Here is a 12401-nt window from a genome sequence, read left to right as displayed (position 1 = left end):
GCGGGGCCGGGGCTCCGTGCGCGGGGCGGTGCGGCCGGACGCCCGGAGCCCCGCCCGGCCGCGGCGCCCGCCGTCCGGCCGCCCCGGGAGCCCCCGGTGCCGGTGCCCGCCACGTGATGCCGGACCCGGTCCGGTCCCCGATGATCGGTCGAGACAGCAGAGTGCGACCGGCCGGCGGCCTTCCGCGGCAGCCCGGTCCGGGCCGCCGATCACCCGCGCCGGTCGGACGCCACCGTGGCCGCCGGCCGATCAGGAGGTCTGTGATGCCACGGGAAGCCGGACCGGCGATGCGCGCCGTGCGACACGCCACGCCCGAGGAGCGGGCGGCCCTCGGCAGGGCCGCCCGCCGCCGCGCCCCCCGCTCGTCGCACGCCGCGTACGAGCCGCCGAAGGGCCGGCCGGACCCGTTGGGCATCCTGGAGTCGCAGTCGGCCCGCCGGGTCCCCGAACTGGTGCCCATCCGCTACAGCCGGATGAGCGAGTCCCCGTTCCGGTTCTACCGGGGCGCCGCCGCGATCATGGCCTCCGACCTGGCCGGCTCGCCGGACTCCGGGATCAGGGCCCAGCTGTGCGGCGACGCCCACATGCTGAACTTCCGGCTGCTCGCCTCCCCGGAGCGGCAACTGCTCTTCGACATCAACGACTTCGACGAGACCCTGCCCGGCCCCTGGGAGTGGGACGTCAAGCGGCTGTCGGCCAGCCTGGCCATCGCCGGGCGGGCGAACGGCTTCGACGACGACGAGCGCTCGGACATCGTGCGGGCCACGCTGCGGTCGTACCGCGAGGCGATGGCGCGGTTCGCGGGCATGCACAACCTCGACGTCTGGTACGCCAGGATGGACGCGGCCCGCGTCCAGGCGCTGGCCACCGGCCGGATCCACAAGCGCGGGCAGAAGCAGCTCGCGCGCGCCATGGCCAAGGCCCGTACCCGCGACAGCCTGCAGGCCTTCGAGAAGCTCACCGAGACGGTGGACGGGCAGGCCCGGATCGCCGCCGACCCGCCGTTGCTCGTCCCGATCTCGGACCTGCTCACGGGCGTCACCCGCGACACGTTGCAGGGGCAGCTCCTCGACCTGGTCGGGCGCTACGGCCACACCCTCTCCTCGGACCGGCGCACCCTCCTGGAGGACTACCGGCTCGTGGACGTGGCCCGCAAGGTGGTCGGCGTGGGCAGTGTCGGCACCCGTTGCTGGATCTTCCTGCTGCTCGGCCGGGACGGCCGGGACCCGCTGTTCCTCCAGGCGAAGGAGGCCGACACCTCCGTCCTGGCCGCCCACGTCGGAGCCGGCCGGTACTCCAACCAGGGCGAGCGCGTGGTTTCGGGGCAGCGGCTGATGCAGGCCGCGAGCGACATCTTCCTCGGCTGGGAACGGGTCGAGGGCATCGACGGCCGGCGCCGGGACTTCTACGTCCGCCAGCTGCGCGACTGGAAGGGCATCGCCGTGGCCGAGGACATGGTGCCGGCCGGCATGCGGGCGTTCGGCGAACTGTGCGGCGCCACCCTGGCCCGCGCACACGCCAGGTCCGGCGACCGGATCGCGATCGCCGCCTACCTCGGGCGCGGTGACTCCTTCGACCGCGCGGTCGCGGGGTTCGCCGAGTCCTACGCCGACCAGAACGAGCGCGACCACGCGGCGCTCCTGGACGCGATCCGGTCCGGCCGGCTGCCGGCCGAGGACGTGCGGCCCTCGGGGTGATCCGGGCCGGGGGAGAGGGCGCGGAGGCGTCCGGCCGGACCGGTCGTCCGCGCGCCTCCCGGAGATCAACCGGTTGATTTCCGGGTGGATTCCGGGCATCTGCCGGTCCGGTGCGGGAATCGGCCGCTTCCCGGCCGGTGGCTCGGCATAGTGGCCGTAGGCACAGGGGTGAGCTCGGAACCGGGAAGGCGGGGGCGCCGGTGGGTGACGCGGAGGACGGCGGCGTGCGGGGGCTGCGCGCATGGGTCGTGGACGCGGAGGAACGGGTCAGGCGGATGCTCCCCGCGGTGGGCGGGGTGGCGCCGTCGGTGCGGGAGTGCGAGGCGTCCGTCGGCGAACTCGAAGAGCTGACGAGGCTGTTGGAGCACGACCCCGAGCTGCGCAGCGTGGCGGCCGGCTCGCTGGGGGCGGTACTCGCCGACCTGATCGCGAGCGTGGGCCCGGCCGGGGAGCCCGTCGCGGACCGGATGCGGCAGACCCTGAACCGGCTCCTCGGCGCGGTGGACGGCGCCCCGGACCCGGACCCGGACCCGGACCCGGCCCCCGATCCGGGCCCCGATCCGTCGGAGTTCCTCACCCCCGACGCCCTGCACCGCCTCGCCGCCGCCCTGGACGCCGTGAGCGCCGCCAGGTACGGCCTCCAGGACGCCCTGAACGGCGAGGACCCGCACGGGGCGATCAACGAGCTGCTCGGCCGGCTGCGTGCGGTCCAGGACCGGCCGCCCCCGGGACCCGACCAGTCCGCCGGCCTGGAGGCACTCCGGGCGATGCTGCTCGGCATCAGCGCCGCGGCCGGCGGCACCTACCAGGACCAGGCGGCGGGCCGTCACCACCGGGCGGCGACCTTCGGCCACCTCGGCGAGCTCGCCGACCTGCTGCCGCCCGGCGTCGGGGATCCCGGAGTCCTGGACCGCGTCCGGGAGTTGTACGGCCGGATCATGGACGCCGGGCAGACGGGGGACACCGACGCCGACGTACGGGTGGCGCTCGGTCTGCTGGCCGAGGCCGAGACGCTGGCGGAGGACGTCCCGGACGGGGCCTTCCGAGGATTCGTCCTGGCGACGCTGGGGGCGGCACACGGGAAGCTGGGCGTCGTCACGCGTGATCCGGAGGCGGCTCTGCGGGCCATGGCGTCCATGAAGGAGGGCATGGCTGCGGTCAGGGCGAGCGGACTGCCGTTCGGCGACCTGATCCCGATGCCCCGCTTTCCGGACTTCGACCTGCTGCAGGCCGCTCTGGCCGGCGACCCGACGGTTCCGCTGCCCGAGCACGTCCCCCCGCCTCCGCGGTCCTCGACGGAGGAGGTGTACGGCTCCGCGCGCGAGCTGGGCCTGCGGTACGGCCTGAGCCCCGACGGGGAGGTCCTCGACCGGCTGATCGCGGAGCTGGAGCGGGTCAGGGACGGTGTGCGGGAGGGCCGGGCCCCGCGGATCGCCGCCGAGGCCCTGTGGAGCCTCGCCGAGGCGTACCGGGAGCGGGGCGTCCGCAACGAGGACGTGTCGGACCTCTCGGCCCTGGCGGCGGCCACGGAGGCGCTGACCGCCCTCTCCGCGGACGTGCTCCTGCAGAGCGGTGCCGAGCACGGGTTGCTCGCGGCCCGCGACGGCGCCAGCCGAGGTCTCCAGGGTGCGCTGTGGGCCGCCTCCCAGGGGCGGCTGCACGAGGCGGTGGCCGCGCTGGAGCTGGGCCGAGCCCTGGTGTTGCAGGCGACGTCCACCGCCCTGGCCGTCCCCGAACTCCTCGAACGGCGCGGCCACCACGAGCTCGCCGACGCCTGGCGGACCGCCACCGGGACCCCGGACGACGGGGCCGCCGGTGGCGGTGGGGTGCCCGGTGGCGGTGGGGTGCCCGGCGAACTGCCCAGCACGCTACGCCGCCGGGCCCTGGAGGCACTCGGCTACCGGCACGAGGGCGCCCTCGTGCGGACTCCCACGTTGAGCGAGCTCGCGGACGGGCTGGCGGAGGGCGGGGCGGACGCGCTGCTCTACCTGGTCCCCGGCGACTCCGTCAGCCCCGGGGTCGTGATCGTCGTGGGCCCGGAGCTCGGGGCCGGTCTGTGGATCTGCGAGCCGCTGTCCCGGGCCGGGAGCGGCCCGCTCGAACGCTACCTCGACGCCACGGCCGGGCACGACGCCGCCGTACGCGCCGCCGCGCGCGACGGCGATGCGGTGGACCCCGGTGCGCGGCGGACCTGGGAGGACGCGCTCGGCGGGCTCTGCGACTGGGCCCACGAGGTCCTCGACCCGGTCCTCGCCGGCATCACCGAACGACTGGGGGGCGAACGGCCCGGCGCCGAACGGCCGGGGCCCGAACGGCCGGGTCCCGGGGCCCGCCAGCTCCGGTTCGTCCTCGTGCCCTGCGGGCGGCTGGGCATCGTCCCCTGGCACGCCGCACGGTCCCCCGGCGAACCGCCCCGCGCGTACCTCTGCCAGTCCGCGGTGGTCAGCTACGCCGCGTCGGGGAGCCAGTTCCTGCGCACCCTGCGCCGCGCCCCTCGGCCTCCGGCGGCCGAACCGGTGCTGGTCGCCGATCCGGGGCAGAGCCTGATGTACGCCGAGATCGAGGTCCTGGCCCTGCGGGACTCCTTCTACCCGGGCGCCCGGCTCTGCGGGGCGATCTCGGAGCCGGGCGTGGACGCGACGGCTCCCTGCACGCCCGAGGCCGTCCTCGGGTACCTCGCCGACGGGGCCTCGCTGCTCCACGTGGCCTCGCACGGCACGGCCGGTACGAGCCCCACGGCCTCGGCCCTCGACCTGACGGTCCCCGGGCACGCCCCCCGGCCCGACCGGGATCCGCGGGCGCCCGGCCCGGACCCCGCTCCCGGTCTGCTCACGGTCACCCGGCTCCTCGACCGGCCGGACACCGGGCACGGGCCGGGGGACGGCCCGCTGGTGGTGCTGAGCGCCTGTCAGACGGACCTCTCGATGCGCGACCACGACGAGGCGCTCACCCTCACCACGGGCTTCGTCACGGCCGGGGCCCGGGACGTCGTCGGCTCGCGCTGGGCCGCCCCGGACGGCGCGTCGGCCCTGCTCATGGCCGTGTTCCACCACTACCTGAACGTCGACCGGCTCAGTCCCGTCGACGCGCTCGGGGCCGCCCAGCGCTGGATGCTCGACCCGGACCGGCGGAACCCGGGCTCGCTCCACGGCGACCTGCTCCGGGAGATGGACCGTCCGGGCCTCGACCGGATCGCGTCGTGGGCGGCCTTCGTCCACCAGGGCCACCCGGGGGCGGGCCCGGGGGCGCGAGCGGGCGTCGACGCCACCGGTGACGGCGTGGAGAACGACGAAGCCGCGGGGCGCGCCGGTGCCGCGGAGAAGACCGTCCGAGAAGGGGGAGAGGCGTGAACGACGACGGGACGGGTGGGCGCGGGGGGCGGTCGGCGAACCGGCTCCTCGGCCTCATCCACACGCACCGGGACACCGTCCGCGAGCGGCTCGGCGAAGAGCTCTACGCCGTACTGGTCGTCCGGGTGGAGGCGCTCGCCGCCGTGGCCCCGGACGACGAGATGGGCTGGCGCAGGGCGCTCCAGGGTGTTCGGCTGGCCCTGCTGCCGCTGCCGTTCGACCATCCGGTCCGGGTCTCCCTGGACTCCTTCCGGCAGGTCGCCGCGCCACCAGGGCCGGCGAGCGTGGCCGAGGTGCGCGAGCTGCTGGCCTGGCTGTCGGCCCCGGCGGCCGGGGCGGCGGACCCCGGGGAGGCCGGGCGGGACGGCCACCCGCTGCTCGACGCGCCGTCGTTCTCGGCGGCGCAGGCGCGGGACCGCTGCGGCGGCCCGCCGCCGCCCGAACTGATCAGAGTGCCGAACGCCCGCTCCGGCGACCGCTATCCGCAGTTCCAGTTCGGGGCGGACGGCGGCGTCCCGCACCGGGTCGTCCTGGAGGTCAACCGGTTGCTGCTCGCGGACGTCGACCCCTGGGGCGCCGGAACGTGGTGGCTCAGCGAGAACAGCTGGCTGGGCGGCGTGCCCGCGTCGCTGCTCGGCCGGCTGCCCGACCACCGACTGGTCGGGGCGGCCACCCAACTGGTGGAGGGAGAATGATGAAGGACGGTCTCTTCCCGTGGAAGGAAAGCCCCTTCCCGCTGATCGACTTCGCCCTGTACCCGAACGTCACGACGGTCCCGGCGGGTACGGAGCTGTGGCGGGTGCACAAGTCCCGCTACGCGCCGGGCGAGTTCAACCCGAGGCTCTCGGACCTCCACTTCGACGGAGGGCGCTTCGAGGGCACGGTGCTCGACCCGTACCACTACCTGTACCTGGCGCACACCCCGGTCACGGCTCTCGCCGAGAGCCTGCTGCGTTCCCTGCCGTACGGCTCGTTCGGCACCCGGGAGGTCTCCTACGCCACGGTGCACGGCCGCTCGCTGAGCTGCCTGCGCGCCCGGTACGACCTCACGCTGGTCTCCCTGGTCACCGGGGCGGACCTGGCCGCCGTCCGCCAGGAGCCCACACTCCTGGAGGACGAGCGGAACTACGCCGCGGCCCGGCGCTGGTCGAGCGAGATCCGGGCGCAGGCGCCGGACGCGCAGGGCCTCGTCTGGGACTCCCGCCGGAACCGGGGCGAGCGCGCGCTGGTGCTCTACCGCGACCGCTTCGAGCACGCCGACGGCGGACCGCTGGAGGTGGTGCCGGGCAGCGGGGTTCCGGACCTCGGATCACCGGAAGGCCGGGAGCGGGTCAACGAGTTGATCGCTCCCCTGTGGGCGGAGGTCTCCAAACCCGTGGGGTGGTGACGCGGTCGGCCGGTTCCCGGCGGTGGGCCCGCCCGGCGCCGTCGGGCCGGCCCACCGCCGGGGACCGGACCGGTCAGTGGGCGGTGCGGACCGGCGGCCGGACGCCCCGGAACTCCCAGTCGCCGCCGAGGGCGGTGGAGAGCACCTCCTCGGAGGCGGTCAGCTGGGCGCCGACGTCGGTGCGGACGGGCACCGGACCGGCCACCACGTGGTTGCGGAGCCGGCCGAGCCCCTCGACCTCGACCTCGACGACGTCGCCCGGCTGCACCGGCCGGGAGTTGGCGGGTGTGCCGGAGAGCAGCACGTCGCCGGGGTGGAGCGTGATGGTGCGGGCGATGTCGGCCACCAGGTAGTGCATGTCCCACTCCATCTCGTCGGTGGAGCCGTCCTGGACGATCGTCCCGTTCACGTAGGTGCGCAGGTACTTGCCGCGGAAGTCCCAGTCGGTGACCAGGCCGGGGCCGAGCGGGCCGAGGGTGTCGGAGCCCTTCACCCGGAGCATCGATCCGGCGTCGGTGTCGCGGAAGTCGTGCAGGCCGAAGTCGTTGGCGACGGTGTACCCGGCGATGTACGCCCCGGCGTCGGCGGGGGCGATGTTGCGGCAGGTGCGGCCGATCACGATCGCCACCTCGCCCTCGTAGTTGAGGTAGCGGCAGCCTTCGGGCCGGACCACGGCGCCCTCGTGGGAGTTGAGCGCCGAGACGGGCTTGTGGAAGTAGGTCGGGGCCGGGGTGAGCCTGATGCCGAACTCCTCGACCCGGCTGCGGTGGTTGAGGTGGACGGCGATGATCTTGCTGGGGACGACCGGCGGCAGGTGGTGGGCGGACTCGGCGGAGACCCGGCGGCCGTCGCCGGCGACCAGGTCGGCGCCCTCGCGCCGTACCTCGACCACGGCGCCGTCGAGCAGGATCCGGCGGTACTCAGGCATGGGGGAGCTCCTCGGTGCGGGGGCCGGCGGGACCGCCGACGTGGTGCGGATCGTCGTGGTGCGGTCCGTCGTGGTGCGGGTCGACGTGGTGGTGCGGGTCGTGGCGGGCGGGCCCGGGCCGCGGCGCGGTCCAGCCGGCGGCGGGCCGGTCGAACCAGAGCAGCGCCTGCCCGGTGCCCACGGAGTTCTCGTACTCGCCGTACTGGCGGGCGGGCGCGGTGCAGCGCTGCTCGCCGAGGGCGCCGGCCAGCATCAGGTAGTGGCCGAAGCCGGCCTCGGGCTTGAAGGCCCGGAACTCGTCCATGGTGTCGAGGACGCGGTCGTGCCGGCCCTGGCGGAACCAGTCGATCCGCTGCTCGTCGGCGGCCCGGGCCTGCGGGGTGAAGATGTGGCTCGGGTCGCTGGCCTCGTGGTCGCGCAGCTCGCGCAGCGGCCAGAAGGTGTGCGACAGCGCGCCGGAGGCGATCACCAGGACCTTCCGGTCGACGGCCGCGATGCCGTCGGCGAGCGCCCGGCCGAGGCGCAGGTGGTCCTCGGCGTCGCCGGTCTGGCAGACCCCGATGCTGACCCAGCGCTTGTCCGGCAGGCCCTCCCCGAGGTGCTTCCAGAGATTGACGGTCGCGTAGTAGACCGGGAGCCAGGGATCGTCGATCGGGGTGATCCAGGTGCCGTGGCGGTCGGCGAACCGGGCGACGGAGTGGGCGAGTTCCTGGTCCCCGGGGTAGTCGTAGGGCATCCGGCGCATGCCGCGCGGCAGCTCCTCGGAGGTGAACAGGCCGGCCCGGCGCTGCTGGGCGGCGACCACGAACTCGACGGTGGTGGCCCAGTGCGAGTCGAGGAGGACGACCGTGTCGTAGTCGACCGTCTCGAAGACGTCCCGGCGCAGCTCCCGGAGGCCGGTGACCAGGCTGATCTCCCGGCCTCCGTTGAGCTCGCGCCGGGTGGCCTCGGGCAGCACGATGGTGGGGACGTGGGCGAGCAGCCCGGCGCCGACGATCTCACCCATGGTGGGTCCAGCCCTTCGGTGCGGTGACGGTGTTGCGCAGGTCGCAGTAGAAGTCGAAGCTCCAGTCGCCGCCCTCGCGGCCGACGCCCGACTCGCGCGAGCCGCCGAACGGCGCGCGCAGGTCGCGGACGAAGAAGCAGTTGACCCAGACGGTGCCGGCCACCAGCTGGTCGGCGACCCGGTCGGCGCGCTCCCGGTCGCCGGTGACGACCGTGGCCGCGAGGCCGAAGCGGGTGTCGTTGGCCAGGGTGACGGCCTCCTCCTCGGTGGCGAAGGTCTGCAGCGTGAGCACCGGTCCGAAGACCTCCTCCTGGACGATCTCGGAGGACTGGTGGACGTCGGTGAGCAGGGTCGGGCGGTAGTAGAGGCCGCCCAGCTCCTCGTTCGGCCCGCCGCCGAAGACCGCGCGGGCGCCGTTGCCCAGGGCGCGCCGGACGAAGCCGTCGATCCGCTCCAGCTGGCGGGGGTGGATGTTCGGTCCGACGTCGGTCGTCTCCTCGCGCGGGTCGCCCTGGCGCAGTGCGGCGGCGCGGGCGGTGAGCCGGGCGGTGAACTCCTCGGCCACCGACGCCTCGACCAGCAGGCGGGTGGCGGCGAGGCAGACCTGGCCGGCGTTGTCGAACTGTTCGGCGGCGAGGTCGGCGGCGAGGTCGAGGTCCGCGTCGGCGAAGACCAGCAGCGGCGACTTGCCGCCGAGTTCGAGGCTGGTCGGGGTGAGGTGGTGGCCGGCGGACGCGGCGATCTGCCGGGCGGTGGGGACGGAGCCGGTGAAGCTGATCCGCCGGACGTCGGGGTGGGCGGTGAGCGGCGCGCCCACCTCGGCGCCGTAGCCCTGGACGACGTTGAGGACGCCGTCGGGCAGGCCGGCCGCGGCGGCGATGTCCGCGAGCAGCGAGGCGGTGAGCGGTGACCACTCGGCGGGCTTGAGCACGACGGTGTTCCCGGCGGCGAGGGCGGGGGCCACCTTCCAGGTCGCCAGCATCAGCGGCGCGTTCCAGGGGGTGATGAGGACGCACGGGCCGGCCGGGTCCCAGCTGACCCGGTTGGTGTGGCCGCGGGTGTCGAGCTCCGGGTGGGCGAGGGTGAGCAGCCGGTCGGCGAAGAACCGGAAGTTGTGGGCCACGCGCGGCATGACACCGCGTCGGTGCGAGCGCAGCAGGGCGCCGTTGTCGGCGGTCTCGACGGCGGCGAGGTCCTCCAGCCGGGCCTCGACGCCGTCGGCGATCGCGTGCAGCAGCCGGGCCCGCTCGGCCGGCGGGGTGGCGGCCCAGCCGGGGTGGGCGGCCGTGGCGGCGGCGACGGCGGCCCGCGCCTCGGCGGCGGACCCCCGGGCGATCCGGGCGAGCTCGGTGCCGTCGACGGGGGAGTGGTCGGCGAAGGTGTCGGCGGAGGCGACGCGGCGTCCGCCGATCCAGTGGCGGGTGTCCACGGGGACCCCGGCCACCGTGGCGAGGTGGGGCGGCGGCGCGTCGACGGTGGCCGCGGGGTGGACGGGCATGCGCGCCCTCCTTCTACTCGTTTGGTTCCAAACAACATAGGGGCGGCGCTCGGCGAGGTCAACCCTTTGACGTGACGCTGTCGTTGGCTATCGTTTGCTTCCAAATGAAGCTCCCGGCGGCATTCGCCGCGACCTGAACCGGAGGCACCGTGACGGGCGGAACGCAGCACGGCGGCACGTACGAGGACTGGCAGCGGCGCGCCCGCGAGCTCGCCCTCCCCACCGCGCACCTGATCGGCGGCACGCAGGAACCCGGCGGCGGCGCCACCTTCGAGGTGGTCTCCCCGCGGGACGGCCGCGTCCTGGCGGAGGTCGCCGCCGGCGGCGACGCGGAGGCCGACGCCGCCGTGGCCGCCGCCCGCCGGGCCTTCGACCACGGCCCGTGGCCGCGGACCGCCCCGGCCGACCGCGGGCGCGCACTCCAGCGACTGGCCGACCTGGTCGAGCTGCACCGCGACGAACTCGCCCTGCTGATCAGCCTGGAGATGGGCAAGCCGGTCGCCGAGGCGCGGGACATCGAACTGCGCGCGGTGGCCGCCACCTTCCGCTGGTACGGACAGCTCGCCGACAAGCTGGTCGACGAGGCCCCGCACACCCCCGGCGACGCCCTCGCGCTCGTCACCCGCGAGCCGGTCGGCGTCGTGGCGGCCGTCGTGCCGTGGAACTTCCCCCTCACCATGGCCGCCTGGAAGACCGCGCCGGCCCTCGCCGCCGGCTGCACCGTGGTGCTCAAGCCCGCCGAACAGTCCCCGCTCTCCGCACTGCGCCTCGGTGCGCTCGCCGTCGAGGCCGGACTGCCGGCCGGCGTCCTCAACGTGCTGGCCGGCCAGGGCCCGGAGGCCGGCCGCGCCCTCGGCCGCCACCCGGACGTCGACGCGCTCGCCTTCACCGGCTCCACCGAGGTCGGGCGCCACTTCCTGCGGTACGCCGCCGACTCCAACCTCAAGCGGGTCTGGCTCGAACTCGGCGGCAAGTCCCCGAACATCGTGCTGCCGGACGCCCCCGACCTGGACCGCGCGGCGGCCACCGCCGCCTGGGGGATCTTCTTCAACCAGGGGGAGATGTGCACCGCGCCGTCCAGGCTGCTGGTGCACCGCGCGGTGGCCGACCGGGTGGTGGACGCCGTCGTGGCCCGCGCCCGCACGCTGCGGGTCGGCGACCCGCTCGACCCGGCCACGGAGATGGGCCCGCTGGTCACGGCGGCCCACCGCGAGCGCGTCCTCGGGCACGTCGGGGCCGCCCACGAGGACGGGGCCCGGCTGCGGGCCGGCGGCGCCGCCACCCTCGCGGAGACCGGCGGGCACTACCTGCTGCCGACCGTGTTCGACCGGGTCGCGGCGGACGCGAGGCTCGCCCGCGACGAGGTGTTCGGCCCGGTCCTCGCCGTCCAGGTGTTCGACACCCCCGAGGAGGCCGTCCGGCTCGCCAACGACAGCGTCTACGGGCTGGCCGCCGGGCTCTGGACCGCCGACCTCTCCACCGCCCACCGGATGTCCCGGGCGCTGCGGGCCGGGACGGTCTGGGTCAACTGCTACGAGGAGGGCGGGCTCGAAGTGCCGTTCGGGGGCGTCAAGCAGTCCGGCCACGGCCGCGACAAGTCCGCCCACGCGCTGGACAAGTACACCGACCTCAAGACCACCTGGATCCGGCTGTGAGCGCGGCCCGGCCGCTGATCGCCCTGCCCGCCCGGTACTCGGCCTCGGCCTCGGCGCTGCGGTACGCCGCGCTGGTGACCGCCGAGGCGCTGGCCGAGGCCGTCTACCGGGCGGGCGGCGAGCCGTTCATGATGCTGCCCGCCGGGCCCCGCGCGCCGGGGGCCGCCGGGGCGGAGGAGATCGCCGAGCGACTCGCGCGCTGCGCGGGCCTGCTGCTTCCCGGTGGCGGGGACCTCGACCCCGCGCACTACGGCGGGGCCGACCGGCACCCCGAGGTCTACGACCTGCACCCCGGGCAGGACGCCTTCGACCTCGCGCTCGCCGGGTACGCCCTGGTGGCCGGCCTGCCGACGCTGGCCGTCTGCCGCGGCCTCCAGGTGGTCAACACGGTGCTCGGCGGCTCCCTGGAGCAGGACATGGGAGGCCCTGGGCGGGACCACCGGCACGTGCTCCACCGGCTGGCGCCGGTCGGCGGGAGTCTGCTGGCGTCGGTCACCGGCACGGGGGAGCGGGAGGTGTCCTGCTACCACCACCAGCGCGTCGACCGGCTCGGGCGCGGACTCCGGGTGACGGCGCGGGCGGCCGACGGCACCGTGGAGGCGGTCGAGCTCGCCTCGCCGGCCGGGTGGTTCCTCGGGGTGCAGTGGCACCCCGAGGACACCGCGGCCGCCGACCCGGGCCGGCGGGCCGTCTTCGAGGCCCTCGTCGAGGCCGCCGCCGCCGAGAGCCGCCGGGGCTGAGCGCCACCGGGGTCGAACGCGGCCGGGGTCGAACGCGGCCGGGCCGGTCCACCGGGGGGGGGCCGGGCCGGCGGCGGGGGGGCCCCGGGGGCCCCGGGTCGGGGGGGCACCGACGACGGTGACGGCCCGCGTGAACTGCC

Annotated in this window: 9 protein-coding genes; 6 read left to right on the top strand and 3 right to left on the bottom strand. The window is 75.6% G+C overall.

Translation table 11 applies throughout. The features are described 5' to 3' along the window. The first annotated feature begins 263 nt into the window (after window positions 1-263). From ABZY91_RS39400 to ABZY91_RS39385, 4 genes are all read left to right on the top strand, one after another. Entirely contained in the window at window positions 264-1697 is a 1434-nt protein-coding gene (locus tag ABZY91_RS39400) for a DUF2252 domain-containing protein (RefSeq protein ID WP_355408750.1), read from the top strand. A 200-nt stretch (window positions 1698-1897) separates the two neighbouring features. Next, window positions 1898-5047 (top strand): CHAT domain-containing protein, encoded by a 3150-nt coding sequence (locus ABZY91_RS39395; RefSeq protein WP_355408748.1) that lies wholly within the window; start codon window positions 1898-1900, stop codon window positions 5045-5047. Further along, window positions 5044-5742 carry a hypothetical protein gene (locus tag ABZY91_RS39390; RefSeq protein WP_355408746.1) on the top strand — a complete coding sequence of 233 codons (699 nt, stop codon included), beginning with the start codon at window positions 5044-5046 and terminating at the stop codon, window positions 5740-5742. Before ABZY91_RS39395 ends, ABZY91_RS39390 begins: the two co-directional genes overlap by 4 nt. Further along, window positions 5739-6434, top strand: coding sequence for an RES family NAD+ phosphorylase (locus tag ABZY91_RS39385; protein WP_355408744.1), 696 nt, complete (start codon window positions 5739-5741; stop codon window positions 6432-6434). Before ABZY91_RS39390 ends, ABZY91_RS39385 begins: the two co-directional genes overlap by 4 nt. 73 nt (window positions 6435-6507) lie before the next feature. Here ABZY91_RS39385 and ABZY91_RS39380 read toward each other — a convergent pair whose 3' ends face one another. The 3 genes from ABZY91_RS39380 to ABZY91_RS39370 are packed head-to-tail and all read right to left on the bottom strand — an operon-like array spanning window position 6508 to window position 9866. Continuing rightward, complete coding sequence (locus tag ABZY91_RS39380; protein ID WP_329947635.1) at window positions 6508-7362, bottom strand: fumarylacetoacetate hydrolase family protein; 855 nt, start codon at window positions 7360-7362, stop codon at window positions 6508-6510. After that, window positions 7355-8368, bottom strand: coding sequence for a 3,4-dihydroxyphenylacetate 2,3-dioxygenase (locus tag ABZY91_RS39375; RefSeq protein WP_355408742.1), 1014 nt, complete (start codon window positions 8366-8368; stop codon window positions 7355-7357). The genes ABZY91_RS39380 and ABZY91_RS39375 overlap by 8 nt, the downstream gene beginning before the upstream one ends. Continuing rightward, window positions 8361-9866 carry an aldehyde dehydrogenase gene (locus ABZY91_RS39370; RefSeq protein WP_355408740.1) on the bottom strand — a complete coding sequence of 502 codons (1506 nt, stop codon included), beginning with the start codon at window positions 9864-9866 and terminating at the stop codon, window positions 8361-8363. Before ABZY91_RS39370 ends, ABZY91_RS39375 begins: the two co-directional genes overlap by 8 nt. A gap of 149 nt (window positions 9867-10015) precedes the next feature. Here ABZY91_RS39370 and ABZY91_RS39365 point away from each other — a divergent pair, with 149 nt between their 5' ends. Both ABZY91_RS39365 and ABZY91_RS39360 read left to right on the top strand, forming a co-directional pair. Further along, window positions 10016-11521 carry an aldehyde dehydrogenase gene (locus tag ABZY91_RS39365; RefSeq protein WP_355408738.1) on the top strand — a complete coding sequence of 502 codons (1506 nt, stop codon included), beginning with the start codon at window positions 10016-10018 and terminating at the stop codon, window positions 11519-11521. Beyond that, window positions 11518-12261 carry a gamma-glutamyl-gamma-aminobutyrate hydrolase family protein gene (locus ABZY91_RS39360; RefSeq protein WP_355408736.1) on the top strand — a complete coding sequence of 248 codons (744 nt, stop codon included), beginning with the start codon at window positions 11518-11520 and terminating at the stop codon, window positions 12259-12261. Before ABZY91_RS39365 ends, ABZY91_RS39360 begins: the two co-directional genes overlap by 4 nt. Window positions 12262-12401: the final 140 nt, after the last annotated feature.

The sequence above is a fragment of the Kitasatospora sp. NPDC002965 genome, assembly GCF_040611255.1.
Classification (GTDB): Bacteria; Actinomycetota; Actinomycetes; order Streptomycetales; family Streptomycetaceae; genus Kitasatospora.
Note: the sequence above shows the minus strand (reverse complement) of the source record. Positions and strands in the feature narration are given on the sequence as shown.

Excerpts from the sequence above, each read along its gene's own strand:
- ABZY91_RS39370 (WP_355408740.1), bottom strand. The coding sequence starts at position 9,866 with ATGCCCGTCCACCCCGCGGCCACCGTCGACGCGCCGCCGCCCCACCTC.
- ABZY91_RS39380 (WP_329947635.1), bottom strand. The coding sequence starts at position 7,362 with ATGCCTGAGTACCGCCGGATCCTGCTCGACGGCGCCGTGGTCGAGGTA.
- ABZY91_RS39375 (WP_355408742.1), bottom strand. The coding sequence starts at position 8,368 with ATGGGTGAGATCGTCGGCGCCGGGCTGCTCGCCCACGTCCCCACCATC.
- ABZY91_RS39385 (WP_355408744.1), top strand. The coding sequence starts at position 5,739 with ATGATGAAGGACGGTCTCTTCCCGTGGAAGGAAAGCCCCTTCCCGCTG.
- ABZY91_RS39400 (WP_355408750.1), top strand. The coding sequence starts at position 264 with ATGCCACGGGAAGCCGGACCGGCGATGCGCGCCGTGCGACACGCCACG.